General features: G+C 74.6%; 11 protein-coding genes and 1 pseudogene. 2 read left to right on the top strand and 10 right to left on the bottom strand.

The genetic code is table 11. From position 1 onward, the window contains the following. Positions 1 to 790 precede the first annotated feature (790 nt). From K7G61_RS03480 to pdhA, 6 genes and pseudogenes are all read right to left on the bottom strand, one after another. A complete protein-coding gene (locus K7G61_RS03480) occupies positions 791 to 1747 on the bottom strand; it encodes an NAD(P)H-quinone oxidoreductase (protein ID WP_225845067.1) in 957 nt (318 codons plus the stop codon). Positions 1748 to 2105: 358 nt separating this feature from the next. Further along, positions 2106 to 3866 (bottom strand): molybdopterin molybdotransferase MoeA, encoded by a 1761-nt coding sequence (locus K7G61_RS03475; protein WP_225845066.1) that lies wholly within the window; start codon positions 3864 to 3866, stop codon positions 2106 to 2108. Continuing rightward, positions 3863 to 4929: pseudogene (locus K7G61_RS03465) on the bottom strand (DUF6457 domain-containing protein). The gene K7G61_RS03475 and the pseudogene K7G61_RS03465 overlap by 4 nt, the downstream one beginning before the upstream one ends. 220 nt (positions 4930 to 5149) lie before the next feature. Continuing rightward, positions 5150 to 6658 (bottom strand): dihydrolipoamide acetyltransferase family protein, encoded by a 1509-nt coding sequence (locus tag K7G61_RS03460; RefSeq protein WP_225845063.1) that lies wholly within the window; start codon positions 6656 to 6658, stop codon positions 5150 to 5152. Further along, a complete protein-coding gene (locus tag K7G61_RS03455; protein ID WP_263983865.1) occupies positions 6658 to 7629 on the bottom strand; it encodes an alpha-ketoacid dehydrogenase subunit beta in 972 nt (323 codons plus the stop codon). The genes K7G61_RS03460 and K7G61_RS03455 overlap by 1 nt, the downstream gene beginning before the upstream one ends. Before the next feature lie 56 nt (positions 7630 to 7685). Continuing rightward, positions 7686 to 8822 (bottom strand): pyruvate dehydrogenase (acetyl-transferring) E1 component subunit alpha, encoded by a 1137-nt coding sequence (gene pdhA, locus K7G61_RS03450; RefSeq protein WP_225845061.1) that lies wholly within the window; start codon positions 8820 to 8822, stop codon positions 7686 to 7688. 184 nt (positions 8823 to 9006) lie between these two features. On the opposite strand from pdhA, the gene K7G61_RS03445 reads away from it, so the two are divergent. Further along, positions 9007 to 9489 carry an Lrp/AsnC family transcriptional regulator gene (locus K7G61_RS03445; RefSeq protein ID WP_225845060.1) on the top strand — a complete coding sequence of 161 codons (483 nt, stop codon included), beginning with the start codon at positions 9007 to 9009 and terminating at the stop codon, positions 9487 to 9489. A 16-nt stretch (positions 9490 to 9505) separates the two neighbouring features. On the opposite strand, the gene K7G61_RS36840 is transcribed toward K7G61_RS03445, so the two are convergent. The 3 genes from K7G61_RS36840 to K7G61_RS03430 form a co-directional block, all read right to left on the bottom strand. Beyond that, on the bottom strand, positions 9506 to 10231 hold the full coding sequence (locus tag K7G61_RS36840; RefSeq protein ID WP_225845059.1) for a S9 family peptidase: 726 nt from the start codon (positions 10229 to 10231) through the stop codon (positions 9506 to 9508). Positions 10232 to 10311: 80 nt separating this feature from the next. Next, positions 10312 to 10923: a TetR/AcrR family transcriptional regulator gene (locus K7G61_RS03435; protein ID WP_225845058.1), complete on the bottom strand. Its 612-nt coding sequence runs from the start codon at positions 10921 to 10923 to the stop codon at positions 10312 to 10314. Beyond that, complete coding sequence (locus K7G61_RS03430) at positions 10920 to 12440, bottom strand: 3-hydroxyacyl-CoA dehydrogenase (RefSeq protein WP_225845057.1); 1521 nt, start codon at positions 12438 to 12440, stop codon at positions 10920 to 10922. Before K7G61_RS03430 ends, K7G61_RS03435 begins: the two co-directional genes overlap by 4 nt. Before the next feature lie 145 nt (positions 12441 to 12585). Between K7G61_RS03430 and paaN the strand changes: the two genes are divergently transcribed. After that, complete coding sequence (gene paaN / locus K7G61_RS03425; RefSeq protein WP_225845056.1) at positions 12586 to 14262, top strand: phenylacetic acid degradation protein PaaN; 1677 nt, start codon at positions 12586 to 12588, stop codon at positions 14260 to 14262. 109 nt (positions 14263 to 14371) lie between these two features. On the opposite strand, the gene K7G61_RS03420 is transcribed toward paaN, so the two are convergent. Next, positions 14372 to 15148, bottom strand: coding sequence for an RNA methyltransferase (locus K7G61_RS03420; protein WP_225845055.1), 777 nt, complete (start codon positions 15146 to 15148; stop codon positions 14372 to 14374). Between the last annotated feature and the right edge of the window lie 24 nt (positions 15149 to 15172).

Here is a 15172-nt window from a genome sequence, read left to right as displayed (position 1 = left end):
CCCGGGCTTCTTCGGCCCGGTCGCCGGTGCGGTGGGACGCGGCGCCGGTCCCGGCTTCCTCACGGGCGGTGGCGCGGTCGCGGTGGGGTACGGCGGTGGGCCGTGGCCGTCGGGTGCCCGGCCGGGTGGCGGCTTCGTGACCGGTGGTGGTGCGGGTCCTTGCGGCGCGGCGGGCGTCGGCTGACGCTGCGGGCCGGGTCCGCCCCCCGAGCCGGGCCCTGATCCCGTGCCCCCGCCGGGACCCGGCCGAGCGGGCGGCGCGGCCTGCGGCGGCGGTAGGCGCGCGCCCACGTCCGCGGGGGCGGCGGGGGCGGCGGGGAGCGAGAGGGGGGCGAAATCTGGGAGGGGCCCCGCGGGGGCGGTGGACGCGGGGGATGCCGCTGCCGCACGGGACGCGGGGGCGGCGGTGGTCGCTGTGGTGGCGGCGGTGGTCGCCGTGGTCTCGGTGGTCGCGTACGACGGGACGGACGCGGTGGACGCGGTGGACGCGGTGGACGCGGCCGCCGACGGGACCGCAAGTGCCGTCAGGAGCACGGCCGGTGCGGTGGAGCGGACCGCGGTACGTATGACGTTCCGACTTCCCGCTGGCCACCGCACGCGCTCCGCCTTCCGCCGCACCCTGTGTGCCTACAGCGTCACACGATGCGACATTTCCGGCATCCCGGGCGGGGGCGGATCGCCGGCACGCGGCCACGCGGCGAGTGGCCACGCGGTCAACGGCCACACGGTCAACGGCCACACGGTCAACGGCCACACGATCCGTGCGTCGCGCGATCCGCTTGCCGCACGATCACATGGTCAGCAGGACCTTCCCCACGTGCGTGCTCGACTCGACCAGACGGTGCGCCTCGGCCGCCTTCTCGACCGGCAGCGCGCGGTCGACCACCGGCCGTACCGTCCCCGCCTCGATCAGCGGCCACACGTGCTCGTGAACGGCCGCCACGATGGCCGCCTTCTCCGCCGCCGGACGGGGGCGGAGCGACGTGGCCGCGATGGCCGCGCGCTTGCGCAGCAGGGCCCCGAGGTCCAACTCGGCTTTCACGCCGCCCTGGAGCCCGATGACGACGAGGCGGCCGTTGACCGCGAGCGCGTCCAGGTTCCGTGCCAGGTACTTCGCGCCCATGATGTCGAGGATCACGTCGGCGGTGACGAGTTCCGCGAAGTCCTGCTCGCGGTAGTTGATCAGGATGTCGGCGCCAAGGTCGCGGCAGACGGCGAGCTTGTCCGCGCTGCCCGCGGTGACCGCGACCTTGGCGCCCACCGCCTTGCCGAGCTGCACCGCCATGGTCCCGATACCGCTCGAACCACCGTGCACCAGCAGCGTTTCGCCGGGCCGCAGGTGCGCGACCATGAAGACGTTCGACCACACGGTGGCCGTCACCTCCGGCAGCGCCGCCGCCGTGACGAGGTCGACTCCCTTGGGGACGGGCAGGAGCTGGCCGAACGGAACCGCCACCTTCTGCGCGTAGCCGCCGCCCGCCAGCAGCGCGCACACCTCGTCGCCGACCGCCCAGCCGGTCACGCCGCTGCCGACCTCCGTGATCCGCCCCGCGCACTCCAGCCCTGGATACGGCGACGCGCCCGGCGGCGGATCGTAGAAGCCCTGCCGCTGCAGCAGATCCGCCCTGTTCACGGCCGTCGCGGCCACCTCGACGACGACCTCGCCGTCCCCTGCCACCGGATCCGGCACTTCGCTCCAGGTCAGCGCCTCGGGACCACCTGGCCGCGGAATCGTGATCGCACGCATGCGGCCGACGTTACCGCCGCTCCGCGCGCCGCGAAACGCCGCCATGCCCGCGCACCGCCCACGCCCGGCGGGCGGTTCCGGACGGTACGGACCGCCCTGCGCACGGACGCCGAGCGCCGGGCGCCGCAAAGGCGACGGGCGACACATAGGCGACGGGCGCTGCACGGGCAGCGGGCGACACATAGGCGACGGGCGCCGTACGGGCAGCGGGCGACGCCTGTGCAGCGGCGCCGCACAGGCAGCCCCGCCACATAGGCGGCGGGCGCCGCGTACCGGCGCCGTCCGCCGCGGGTTTCAGCCCGTATCAGGCTGTTCAGGCCGTTTCAGGTTCAGCCGTGTCAGGAGTTTTCAGGCCGTTTCAGGCCCCGCCCGACCAGGCCGGGCCGCCGAGAACCCCGGTGTCGAGGACGGCCGTCTCCTCACCGGCGCGGGCGCCGCCCGGCGGGATCACCGCCATGCCGTCGGCCGCCGCGAGGCCGCGCAGCATCGCCGGTCCGGCGAAACGCAGGGGCCGGGCCTCCGAATCGTCGTCGAAGGCCACCGGCACCAGGCGGGTGTCGGTGGGGTGCCCGGCCACATCGGCCGTGAGCGGCGCCGTGTACGGGGCGGGCAGGGGACGGCCCGCGAGCGTCCGCAGCAGGGGAGCGGCCAGCGTGAGCACGCCGGACACGGCGGCCAGGGGATTGCCCGGCAGCCCGATGAGGTGGCCGGTCCCGGAGGGGAGCCCGGCCAGCAGCATGGGGTGCCCGGGGCGTACGGCGACGCCGTCGACCAGCAGCCGCGCGCCGATGGCGGCCAGCACGGGGTGCACGTGGTCGACAGGACCGCCGGCCGTACCCCCCGTCGTCACGATCACGTCGGCCCCGCTCCCGGTGACCGCCTCCTCCAAGGCGTCGGCCCGGTCCACCAGGCGCCGTACTCCGGTCACTTCGGCGCCGAGCGCCCGGAGCCACGAGGGCAGCATCGGGCCGAGCGCGTCCCTGACCCGGCCGTCGCGCGGCAGCCCGCGATCCAGCAACTCGTCGCCCAGCACCAGCACGTCGACCGTCGGCCGCGCGGTGACCGGCAGTTCGTCGTACCCGGCCGCCGCCGCCAGCCCCAGCACCGCCGGCGTCACGACGGTGCCCGCCGCCAGCAGTTCCTCGCCCGCCCGGCACTCCTGTCCGCGCCGCCGTACCTCCTGGCCGGGCGCGGGCGCGAGGTGCGGCGCGCCGATCCGCAGCCACTCCTCCCCGTCCGCCCGCCGCTCGGTCCGCCCGTGCTCGCTCCTGACCACGGCGGTCGCCCCGGACGGCAGTACGGCCCCGGTGGCGATCCGAACCGCGTGCCCGTCGGGGAGCGGCTGTCCGGCCGGCCGCTGCCCCGCCAGCGCTTGGCCCGTCAGCCGCCACGGCCCCGGTCCTGCGACCGCCCATCCGTCCATCGCCGAGGCGTCGAACGAGGGCAGGTCCGTCAGCGCCACCAGCGGCCGTGCCAGCGCCATCCCCAGCGCGCGCTCCCCCAGCGGCTCCACGCGCGCCCCCAACAGCCGCCCCGCCGTCCGCGCGACCCTCCGCGCCTCGGACCACGGCATGTCGGAGGAGCCGCTGTGGTGAGGGCGTGAGCCATGGGCGCGACCGGTCGCGGCGCCCTGGCTGTTCGTGCCGTGGGCGCCTGGGCCCGGGGAACGGACGCCTTGGGTCCCGGCGTCCTCGGCGTGCGTGCCCGGCGCGCGGCCGCCTTGGGCGCGGTCACCCTGGGCGCGGGTGCCTTGGGCGCGGGTGCCTTGGGCGCGGGTGCGCGCCTTGAGCGCCGGGTCGGGCGCCGGCGTGGCCTCCGACGGCACGGGGGCCGCAGGTGGAGCGGGGCGCGCCCTGACCGGCGTCCCCGGCCCCGGGGTGCGCCCGGGCCTCCGCCCGGCGGGCCCTCCCGGTCGGCCGGATTCGTTCCGCCCCGCGGGTCCGTCCGTCCCCCCGGGCTCGTCCTCGCCCAGGGCCAGCGCGACCGCCAGCGGGTCGCTGCGGCTCGTGGTCTCGGGCGGGCGCCGGTCGTTGGCCAGGGCGAGGGCGTCGTCCAGTTCCCGGTCGGCCTCGTCCGCGGAAGCCGGCCGCCCCCGGCCGCCCGTGCCGTCGCGGCTCATCCCGCCGGGTCCGCTTCGGGGTCGGCCTCCTCGGCCCAGCGCCGGGCGAGAGCCGCGGCCTTGGCCGCCGCCTCCCGTACCGCCTCCGGACCGCCCTCCGTCCGCCCGGCGGCGTAACCCACCAGGAACGTCGTCAGCGGCGCGGCGGGGCGGGCGACGCCGTGCGCCGCGTCCCGGGCCAGGTCGAGCAGGACCTGCGTGTCCACATCGAGGTCGAGGCCGAGTTCGGCCTTGGCTGCTGCCATCCATTCGTCCAACACACGCCCATCGTCCCCGATCCGCGGCCGCGCGTCGGACAGGCTCACCCCTCGGACCTGTCGTCCAGCCGGGCCCTGGCCACAGCCACGTCCTCCCATGTGTCGCAGTCGAACGTCGACTCGCCCGTGGGGTCGGCCATCCTCAGCAGCCTCAGTTCCCCGGTCAGCAGCCGCAACGGCAACCCTGTCAGCCGCCCGTGCTCCGTCCCTATCAGCGCCAGTTCCCGCCGCAGTGCCTCCGTCCGGTACGCCGCCGCGAGCGGCTGGTCCCGCCCGCCGGGATCGGTGAGCATCACCCCGTCCCAATCGGATACCCCCGAATCCACCGACCCCCCTGTCCTCTCCGCGGCGGCGCGCGCCTCGGTACCGGCCGCCGGCCGGGCGGCCGGCCCACCGCCGTCCTCGGCGCCGGAGGCCGCTCCCGAGAGGCGCGCGGCCAGGGCGGCGGCCAGCGCGTCCACGGTGGCGGCGGTCAGGAACGGCAGGTCCGCGGCGAACACCAGCACCACCTCGGAAAGGCGGCCCTCGACGGCGTCCGCCCCCGAGCGGTGGGCGTCGTCCAAGGCGGCCAGCCCCGCGGCCAGGGCGGGCAGCGGTCCACCGCCGGGTGGCTCCTCGCGCGTCCACCGCACCGGCCGGGACGTGGGGCGCCGCGGGCCCACCACCACCGTGCGGTCCGCGCCCGCGCACGCGGCCAGCACCCGGTCGAGCAGCATCAGCCCGCCCATCGGCAGGCCGGGCTTGTCGGCGCCCCCGAGCCGGCCGGCCGCGCCTCCTGCCAGGACAACGGCGTCGTACCTCGTCATGCCCGCGAGTATGCCCCGGGCGCCCCGTGTACGGCCCGGGCGGCCGCCTCCGGCCGTCCTGGCCGGCACCCGGCCGGGCACCTCCACGCGACAGCCCGGACACCCCGGCCGACACGGCCCACCGCCCTATCCGCACCCGCGCACCCAACGGCCGCCCCGCCGCAACGGTCGCACAGGTGGCCGCCGCCGCCTCGCGCGTACCGCCGTCGCCCTGGCGCCGTCACACCGTGGCGAGCAGCACCGCCGGGTCCTCCACGCAGTCGGCCACGAACCGGAGGAAGCCGCCCGCGGTGCCGCCGTCGCACACCCGGTGGTCGAAGGTGAACGACAGTTGCACCACCTGCCGTACCGCCAGTTCCCCTTCGTGCACCCACGGCTTGGGCGTTATCCGGCCCACTCCGAGCATCGCGGCCTCGGGGTGGTTGATGATCGGCGTCGACCCGTCCACCCCGAACACCCCGTAGTTGTTCAGCGTGAACGTGCCCCCGGTCAGCTCCGCGGGCGTCAGCGACCCGGACCTGGCCGCCGCCGTCAGCCGGCCGATCTCCGCGGACAGCCCGGCCGTGGTCCTGGCCTGCGCGTCCCGCACCACCGGCACCACCAGGCCCCGGTCGGTCTGGGCCGCGAACCCCAGGTGCACGGCCGGCAGCCGCACGATCTCGCCGTGTTCGCTGTCGACCATGGCGTTCAGGTCGGGGAACCGCGCCAGTGCCGCCACCGAGATCCGGGCCAGCAGCGCGAGCACCGATATCCGTTCGCCGCCCGCGCGCTCCTGGGCCGCGTTCATCGCGGCCCGCGTGGCCAGCAACCGTGTGGCGTCCGCGTCCACCCAGCAGGTGGCGTCCGGGATCTCCCGCCGGCTGCGGGCCAGCTTGTCCGCGACGGCGCCGCGTATGCCCCGCAGCGGGACGCGCACGGCCTCCTCCTGCGTGCGGACGGGCGTGGCGACGCCGGGCGTACGGCCCTCGGCTTGGACACGGGCCGGCGCCGGGGCGGTGGCCGCCGCGGTCGAGGCGACCGGCGACGGTGCCGTCGCTCCGGCCAGTGCCCGCTCGACATCCGCCCGCAGGATCAGCCCGTCCGGGCCCGAGCCCCGCAGCGCCCGCAGGTCAAGCCCGTTGTCCCGGGCGAGCCGCCGGACCAGCGGCGAGATCACGGCCACCGGCCCTTGGAGCGCGTCCGCGCCATAGGACGCGGGTCCAGCCCCCGCGCCATAGGACGCGGGCCGCGCCGCCGTACCGGGTCGCACCGCGGAACCGTCCGCGCCCGGCGCCGTCCCTTCCACGGCGGCGGTGGCCGCGCTCACCGCCCGTACCCGTTTGCGCCGCCGGGCCGTCGCCGCGCCCGTGCCGTAACCGACCAGGACGTTCCCCGAGCCCTCGCCGTCGTGGCCGCCGGTCGCGGGGCCGTTCCCGGTTGCGGGCGCGCCGCCGGTGTCCGCGGCCGGGCCGGAACCGCCGGGGCCGGGTCCCGCCTCCGGCGCCGATCCCACCGCGACCGTCACCAGAGGGCGGCCGACCGCCATGGTGTCGCCCTCCTCGCCGAACCGCGCGGTGACCACACCCGCGTACGGGCACGGCACCTCCACCACGGCCTTGGCGGTCTCCACCTCGACCACCGGCTGGTCGACGGCCACGACCTCGCCGACTTCGACCAGCCAGTGCACGATCTCGGCCTCGGTCAGCCCCTCGCCCAGGTCGGGCAGGGTGAACTCCTTGACGACGGCCATCACCCCTCCTCCCACTGCAGGCGCCCGACCGCGTCCAGGATGCGGTCGACGCCGGGCAGGTGGTGCCGTTCCAGCATCGGCGGCGGGTAGGGGATGTCGAACCCGGCGACCCGCAGCACCGGCGCCTCCAAGTGGTGGAAGCAGCGCTCGGTGACCCTGGCCGCTATCTCCGCCCCCGCCCCGGCGAACCCGGACGACTCGTGGACGACCACCGCACGCCCGGTGCCGCGCACCACCGCCGCGACCGTCTCCTCGTCGAACGGCACCAGGCTGCGCAGGTCCACCACGCCCAGGTCCCAGCCCTCCTCCTTGGCCGCCTCGGCCGCCTCCAGGCAGACCGGCACCGAGGGGCCGTACGTGATCAGCGTCGCCGTGCGGCCCGGGCGACGCACCACGGCCCGCCCGATCGGCGCCACCTCGGTGGGCTCCTCGGCCGACCAGTCGGCCTTCGACCAGTACAGCCGCTTGGGCTCCAGGAAGATCACCGGGTCGTCGGACGCAATGGCCGCCCGCAGCAGGCCGTAGGCGTCCTCCACCGTGGCGGGGGTGACCACGTGCAGCCCGGGGGTGTGCATGTAGTACGCCTCGGAGGAGTCGCTGTGGTGCTCCACGCCCCCGATGCCGCCGCCGTAGGGGATGCGGATGGTGATCGGCAGCGGCAGGGCGCCGCGAGTGCGGTTGCGCATCCGCGCCACGTGGCTGACCAGTTGCTCGAACGCGGGGTAGGCGAAGGCGTCGAACTGCATCTCCACCACCGGCCGCAGCCCGTACATCGCCATGCCCACGGCCGTGCCGAGGATGCCGGCCTCGGCGAGTGGGGTGTCGGTGCAGCGGTCCTCGCCGAACTCCTTGGTGAGTCCGTCGGTGATCCGGAACACCCCGCCCAGGGTGCCGACGTCCTCGCCGAGGACGTGGACGGCCGGGTCCTGCGCCAAGGCGTCGCGCAGCGCCCGGTTGAGGGCCTGCGCCATGGTGGCGGGTTTGCGGGTGGCCGCCGCGGTGCGGCCCTGCTGCGAGGTGGCCGTGGTCACGCGTGCCGCCCCCCGTCGTGCGCGGTCTCCCGCCCACCGTCCCGCTCCGCTTCCAGCTCCGCCCGCAGCATCGCCTCCTGCTCGCGCAGTTGGGTTGTCGGCTCGGCGAAGACGTGCGTGAACAGGTCCATCGGGTCGAGCCGAGGCTCGGCGTGCATCCGCGCCCGCAGGTCCGCGGCCATGGCTTCGGCCTCTTCGGCCGCGCTCTGCCGCAGGGCGTCGTCCATCAGCCCCGAACGGGTCAGTTCGTCCTCCAGCAGCGCCACCGGATCGTGCGCCCGCCACCGCTCCACCTCGTGGTCGTCGCGGTACCTGGTGGCGTCGTCGGCGTTGGTGTGCGCGTCGATCCGGTAGGTCACCGCCTCGACGAGGGTGGGACCGCCGCCGCCGCGCGCCCGGTCCATCGCCTCGGCCAGCACCTCGTGCACCGCTGCCGCGTCATTGCCGTCCACCAGCCGTCCCGGCATCCCGTACCCGACCGCCTTGTGGGCGAAGGTGGGCGCCGCCGTCTGCTTGGACAGCGGCACGGAGATGGCGAACCCGTTGTTCTGCACGAGGAAGACGACGGGCGCCCGCCACACCGCCGCGAAGTTCAGCGCCTCGTGGAAGTCCCCCTCGCTGGTCCCGCCGTCGCCGACCATCGCCAGCGCCGCGGCGTCGTCGCCGCTGAGCCGGGCGGCGTGGGCCAGGCCGACGGCGTGCGGCAACTGCGTTGCCAGCGGGGTGCTCAGCGGCGCCACCCGGTGCGCCCGCGGGTCGTAACCGGTGTGCCAGTCGCCTCGCAGCAGCGTCAGCGCCTCGACGGGGTCCACACCGCGCGCCACGACCGCGAGGGTGTCGCGGTAGCTGGGAAAGAGCCAGTCCCTCGCGCCCAGGGCGAGTGCCGCGCCGATCTCCGCCGCCTCCTGCCCGGTACTGGAGGGGTAGACCGCCAGCCGCCCCTGCTTGGTCAACGCGGTGGCCTGCTGGTTGTAGCGGCGGCCTCGGACCAGGTGCCCGTACAGCCCGCGCAGCCATGCCGCGTCCAGCCGCTCGGCGGCCGGGGTGCCCAGCAGCCGGTACGGCTCCGGATCGGGCAGCAGCGGCGCGGCATCAGTGCGCGGTTGCCAAGCAGGCGTGTCCAGCACGGTCATCGCGAGCACCTCCTTGTGGTCGGTGACCGAAAAGCGTCGTCGGGGCGCGAGCGGGTTCCGCTCTCCCTACCGATTGTTCGGTCGCCGGAGGCATTTTGGCTACGGGGTCGTTCCGCCTGTGGACAAACGGTTCTGCACAGCCTGAGATGGAGCCAGTACGTCCATGGTATGGAGCTGCGGGGGGATGGCGAGAGAACAGATGGCCGAAGAGGAACAGCCGGTCCGACCTCTGGACCCGATCGACCGCACCATCCTGCGCCTGCTGCAGGAGGACGGCAGGGCCTCCGTGCGTTCGGTGGCCGAGCGTGTGCACGTGTCGAGGGCGAACGCGTACGCCCGGATCAACCGGCTCATAGAGGACGGAGTGATCCGAGGATTCACCGCCCGTGTCGATCACGAGCGGGCCGGGCAGGGCGCGTCCGCGTACATCACGCTCAAGATCGTCCAGAACTCGTGGCGGACCGTGCGGGAAAAACTCGTCACTCTTCCGGGTGTCGTCCACATTGCCCTGGTAAGTGGCGATTTCGACGTATTGCTGCTTGTGCACACGGTGGACAACCGCAGCCTCCGCGAGTTGGTGCTGACCCGGCTGCAGGCGATAGAGGAAGTGCTCAGCAGCCGCACGCTGCTGGTCTTCGAGGAGACGGACCTGGTCCTGGGCGACTGACCGGGCCCGCCCGCCCTCAGCGGCCGTACTTCCTCAGGAACGCCTTGAGCCGCGCGTAGTTGGTCTCGTCGCTCAGCATGCCCACGCCGTGGGCGGCGCCCTGCACGATGTCGAGATCGTCCTCCGCGGCCCTCGTGGTGGCCCTGCTCAGCTGCCGGGTGGAGTCGGCGAACGACGAGTCCAGGTCGGCGGCCATGTAGAGGACCGGCATGGTCAGGGTGGGCACGACCGAGGAGGCGTCCATGCCGCCGTATGTTGCCGGGGCGGACAGGGAGACGACCGCGTCCACCTTGGGGGTGATGACGCCCGCCGCGGAAAGGACGGCGGTGCCGCCCTTGGAGGCCCCGACGAGCAGCACCTTGGCGGCGCCCTTCGCCCGGGCGTACTTCACCGCCGCGGTCAGCTCCGCGACCTCGCTGCCCGCGGAGTCGACGGCGACGACCCGGTAGCCGTCCTTGGCCAGGTCCACGGCCCGCGGCACCCACTGGCACACGTCGCCGTCGGCCTGGTGGGCGAGGACGAGTGCGGTACTGCCGCTGCCGGAGGCGAAGGCCTCGACATCCTGGCCGTCGGCGTCGGGAAAGGTCACGGAGCCGGCTTTCGCCTGTTCGGGTGACAGGCAGCCGAAATCGTCGGCCGTGACGGACGGCGAGGCCGCGTCCGTCCCCTTGGCGTCCGAGCCGCCGCCCCCGCAGCCGGCGAGGAGGAGTAACGACGCCGCGACCCCCGCGGCGGCCACCACGCGGACACGGAAACGCGAGCCCGTCGACACACCGCCGCCCCCCGGCGTCACGGGACGCCGCCCTCGCTCATCGGCACGGTTCACTGGACCTCACTCCCGACCGGCGTCGTCCGCAACCCGTCGAACGCCAGCCGCACCACCGCGTCGGCCACCTGCTCCCCTTCGGACCCGCCCCGCGGGTGCGGGCGGTACCACTCGACGATCGAGTTGATCATGCCGAACAGCAACCTGGTGGCGAGCCGGGCCTCGACGTCGCCGCGCAGGTCGCCGTCGGCCACCGCGGCCTTGAGGAGTTCCGAGACCCGCTGGTCGAACTCCCTGCGGCGTTCGAGCGCCCAGCGCTCGGTCCGGGTGTTGCCGCGGACCCGCAGCAGCAGCGTGACGTAGGGCAGTTCGCCGGTCAGGACCTCGGTCATGCGCCGGGTCACGTACTCCAGCCGCTCGATCGCGCGGCCGTCGCGGGCACCGGCCTCGTCGAGGATCCCGAAGAGGCCGTCAAGGGCGCGCCCGACCGCCCGGTTGAGCAGTTCCTCCTTGCCGCGCACATGGTGGTAGATGGACGACTTGGAGATGCCGGCCGCACGGGAGAGGTCCTCCATGGAGGTGCCGTCGTATCCCCGCTGGTTGAAGACCTCGACGGCGACGGCGAGGAGCGAATCCGGCGTATAGGTGTCGCGCTTGGGCATGGTCATGAGGAGATCACACCTTCCTCCGCGGCCGCACGCCGCCTCAACTCCGGGCAGGGCGCGTAGCGGCCGGTGGGGTACCAGGCATGGAGGGCGTCGAGGAGATCGCGCACGTAGGCGGCGGAGATCCGCTCGCACCATTCCAGCGGACCGATCGGGTAGTTGACGCCGAGCCGCATGGCGGTGTCCACGTCGCGCGCGGAGCCGACCTCCTTGGCGACGGCGTCGACCGCGAGGTCCACCAGCATGGCGACGGTACGCGCGACCACCATGCCGGGCACGTCGCGCACCACGCTGACCTTCTTGCCCATCGCCTGGAACAGCCCGGTCGCCTCGGCGACGGCCCCGGCGTGCACCCCGGCCGAGAAGGCGATCCCGATCCGCTTCGCCGCGGCGTAGTCCAGGGCCAGGTCGAACTGCACGGACGGCTCGCCCGGCAAGCGGCCGTCGGCGAGCCGCAGCGGCGTTCCCGAGGGCAGCACGATCGTCCCCCGCCGGCCGTCCTCACCGCCTTGCTCCCTGACCTCGATCCCCGCCTCGGCGGCCAGCCGGACCACCTCCTGAGCGGGCCCGAGAGATCCGCGTACGACGACGAAGTCCGGCGCCAGGGCCGCGCCCGCGGTGTTCGGCTCCGGTACGGAGGAGGCCGCGGCCCCCTCGTCGTACGAGAACCAGCCGCGGCCTGTCTTTCGGCCCAGGCGCCCCGACTCGACCAGGCGGCGCTGGGCCAGTGACGGGGTGAACTTCGGGTCGCGGAAGAAGGCGTCCCACACGGAACGGGTGACGGCTTCGTTGACGTCCTGGCCGATCAGGTCCATCAGCGCGAAGGGGCCCATGGCGAAGCCGCCGCTCTCGCGCAGGAGGGCGTCGATGGTGGCCGGGTCGGCGGCCCGCTCCTCGTACACCCGCAGCGCCTCGGCGTAGAAGGGGCGGGCCACGCGGTTGACGAGGAATCCGGGGGTGTCGGTGCAGCGCACCGGGGTCTTGCCCCAGGCGGCCGCGGTGTCGACGGCCAGGGCGAGGGCGGACGGTTCGCCGGCCGCGCCCGCGACCACCTCGACCAGCGGCAGCAAGGGCGCCGGGTTGAAGAAGTGCAGGCCGACGAGCCGACCGGGCCGCCGCAGGGCACCGGCCACCGCGGTGACCGACAGGGAGGAGGTGTTGGTCGCCAGCAGGCAGCCGTCGTCGACGACCGCCTCCAGTTCGGCGAAAAGGCTCTGCTTGACCGCCAGATCCTCGACGACGGCCTCCACCACGAGCCCGGCACCGGCCAGGTCCGCGAGCGTGCCGGCGGCCGCGAGCCGGGCCAGGGCCGCCTTGTGCTCGGCCGCGGCGATCCGCCCCTTGTCCACCAGCCGGTCGAGCCGGCCGGCCACGGCGTCGAGAGCCGCCTGCGCGCGGCCGGGCACCGCGTCGTGGAGGAGTACGGGGTGGCCGGCCAGCAAGGCGACCTGCGCGATCCCCTGGCCCATGGTTCCGGCGCCCACGACGGCGACGGTCCTGCTGCGGTCGAGTGCGGTCACGGTTGCCACGGCTCCCGGCGATCGGCCCCGAGGGGCTCGGGGAAGTTTTCCACAGGCCGGGAATGTCACCTTGTCCCGACCGAACATTCGGTTAATCTAGCGGTGTCGTAGCCACTCAGCCCAGCTCGACGAGGAGTTGGTCCCCATGCCCGCCGATCTCTCCACTGTGCCCTTGATCGAACGCCATCGCGGCACGCTCGACAAGGCCCTGGAGGCCGTCAGGACCCGTGAGTACTGGTCGCCGTACCCCGAGCACCCGAAGGCGTACGGGGACGGGGAGGAGGGCCGTGCCGCCTTCCAGGCACTGCTCGGCCGCCGCTTCGAGCTCGACCAGCCCGGCACCGACGGCTGGACCGGCGGCGAGCGCTCGCCCTACGGCATCGAGCTGGGCATCGAGTACCCGCACCCCGACCCGGAGGTGCTGCTGCCCGCCATGCGCGCGGCGATGCCCGCCTGGCGGGACGCGGGACCCGAGGCGCGGGCGATGGTCTGCCTGGAGATCCTCGCCCGCGTCAACGCGCGCACCCACGAGTTCGCCCACGCCGTGATGCACACCTCGGGCCAGGCGTTCATGATGGCCTTCCAGGCGGGCGGGCCGCATGCCCAGGACCGCGGCCTGGAGGCGGTGGCGTACGCGTACATCGAGCAGGTGCGCACCCCGGAGACCGCGGAGTGGATCAAGCCGCAGGGCAAGCGCGACCCGCTCGCGCTGCGCAAGACCTTCACCGCGGTGCCGCGCGGCATCGGCCTGGTGATCGGCTGCAACACCTTCCCGACCTGGAACGGCTACCCCGGCCTGTTCGCCTCCCTGGCCACCGGTAACGCGGTGCTGGTCAAGCCCCACCCGCGCGCGGTGCTGCCGCTCGCCCTCACCGTGGCCGTCGCCCGCGAGGTGCTGGCCGAGGCCGGCTTCGCGCCGGACCTGGTGTGCCTGGCCGCGGAGCGCCCCGGCGAGGGCCTGGCCAAGACGCTGGCGCTGCGCCCGGAGGTCCGCGTCATCGACTACACCGGGTCCACCGCGTTCGGCGAGTGGCTGGAGGCCAACGCGCGCCAGGCGCAGGTCTACACCGAGAAGGCCGGCGTCAACACCGTGGTGATCGACTCCACCGACGACTACCGCGGCATGCTCTCCAACCTGGCCTTCTCCCTGTCCCTGTACAGCGGCCAGATGTGCACCACCCCGCAGAACCTGCTGATTCCGCGCGACGGCATCGCCACCGAAGCCGGCCCGCGGTCGTACGACGAGGTGGTCGCCGACCTGGCCGCCGCCGTTGACGGCCTGCTCGGCGACGACACGCGGGCCAACGCGCTGCTGGGCGCCCTGGTCAACCCCGACGTCAAGGCGCGGCTGGAGGCCGCTCCCGGCACCGGGGAGGTCGCCCTGGCCTCGCGTTCGGTGGCGCACCCGGAGTTCCCGCAGGCGGTGGTCCGCACCCCGGCCCTGATCAAGCTCGACGGGGCCAAGCCCGACTCGGAGGCCGCCTACATGTCGGAGTGCTTCGGCCCGGTCTCCTTCGCCGTGGCCGTCGACTCCACCTCCGACGCACTGGAGCTCCTGCGGCGCACCGTCCGCGAGAAGGGCGCCATGACCGTCGCCGGCTACACCACCTCCGCCGAGGTGGAGCGGCGCTTGGAGGAGGTCTGCTGGGAGGAGTGCGCGCAGCTCTCGCTCAATCTGACCGGCGGGGTGTACGTCAACCAGACGGCGGCGTTCTCCGACTTCCACGGCTCGGGCGGCAACCCCGCGGCCAACGCGACGCTGTGCGACGGGGCGTTCGTGGCCGGCCGCTTCCGGATGGTGGAGGTGCGCAGGCCGGCCTGAGCCGCGGCCTGGCGGCCGCCGGACACCCGGGTCGTCGGGCCGAGCCGCTGAGCGGCTGAGCGGCTGAGCGGCTGAGCGTCGGTGAACCGCCGTAAGGGCTGCGGCGGGGTCAGGGGCGTCCCGGGACCAGCGGGGAGCGGGACGTGGCCGCCCAGTGGTAGAGGGCCATGCCGACGCTGGTGGCGAGGTTGTAACTGGAGACGAGGTCCCTCATGGGGAGCGCCACCAGTTCGTCGGCGCGGTCGCGCAGCTCGCCGCCGACGCCGTGCCGCTCCGAACCGAACACGATCAGGGCGTCGTCCGGCAGGATCGTGTCGCGGATGTCGGCACCCTCGGGATCCAGCACGTACAGCGGTCCCGGGGGCAGCTCCTCCACCGGGGTCCGCTCGACGGCGGTCGCGTAGTGCAGTCCGGCTCCGGCCCGTACGGCGTTGGGGTGCCAGGGGTCGACGTCCCCTGTGGTGACGACGCCGGTGACGCCGAAGCCCGCGGCGAGGCGGACGACGGCGCCGACGTTGCCGAGGTTGCGCGGCCGGTCCAGGACGACGACGGGCGCCCGGCGGGGCAGCCGGTGCAGAGCGCCCAGGCCAGCCGCCCGCTCCGGCCGCGCGGCCAGCGCCGCCACCGCGGTCGGGTGCACCCGTACCACCAGCTCGCGCAGGGCCGCGGGCCGGACGCCGGTCACCCGGTCGGCCAGGTCGCCGACCAGGTCGGGGGCGAGTCCGGCGGCCAGCCGCAGCATGGCGTCCTTGTCGCCGGTGACGGCGACAAGAACGTCGGCCCCGAAGCGCAGGGCGTGCTTGAGGGCGTGGAACCCGTCCAGCAGGACGGCGTCCGGGGCGGCCGCCCGCCAGCGCCGGAGGGCGGCGGCCTCGTCGTCGGTCATGGCGCCAGCCTACGGCGCCGGCCG

It is taken from the genome of Streptomyces sp. HPF1205, assembly GCF_020400825.1.
Taxonomy (GTDB): Bacteria; Actinomycetota; Actinomycetes; order Streptomycetales; family Streptomycetaceae; genus Actinacidiphila.
Note: the sequence above shows the minus strand (reverse complement) of the source record. Positions and strands in the feature narration are given on the sequence as shown.

Excerpts from the sequence above, each read along its gene's own strand:
- K7G61_RS03480 (WP_225845067.1), bottom strand. The coding sequence starts at position 1,747 with ATGCGTGCGATCACGATTCCGCGGCCAGGTGGTCCCGAGGCGCTGACC.
- K7G61_RS03475 (WP_225845066.1), bottom strand. The coding sequence starts at position 3,866 with ATGAGCCGCGACGGCACGGGCGGCCGGGGGCGGCCGGCTTCCGCGGAC.
- K7G61_RS03460 (WP_225845063.1), bottom strand. The coding sequence starts at position 6,658 with ATGGCCGTCGTCAAGGAGTTCACCCTGCCCGACCTGGGCGAGGGGCTG.
- K7G61_RS03455 (WP_263983865.1), bottom strand. The coding sequence starts at position 7,629 with ATGGCGCAGGCCCTCAACCGGGCGCTGCGCGACGCCTTGGCGCAGGAC.
- pdhA (WP_225845061.1), bottom strand. The coding sequence starts at position 8,822 with ATGACCGTGCTGGACACGCCTGCTTGGCAACCGCGCACTGATGCCGCG.
- K7G61_RS03445 (WP_225845060.1), top strand. The coding sequence starts at position 9,007 with ATGGCGAGAGAACAGATGGCCGAAGAGGAACAGCCGGTCCGACCTCTG.
- K7G61_RS03435 (WP_225845058.1), bottom strand. The coding sequence starts at position 10,923 with ATGACCATGCCCAAGCGCGACACCTATACGCCGGATTCGCTCCTCGCC.
- paaN (WP_225845056.1), top strand. The coding sequence starts at position 12,586 with ATGCCCGCCGATCTCTCCACTGTGCCCTTGATCGAACGCCATCGCGGC.
- K7G61_RS03420 (WP_225845055.1), bottom strand. The coding sequence starts at position 15,148 with ATGACCGACGACGAGGCCGCCGCCCTCCGGCGCTGGCGGGCGGCCGCC.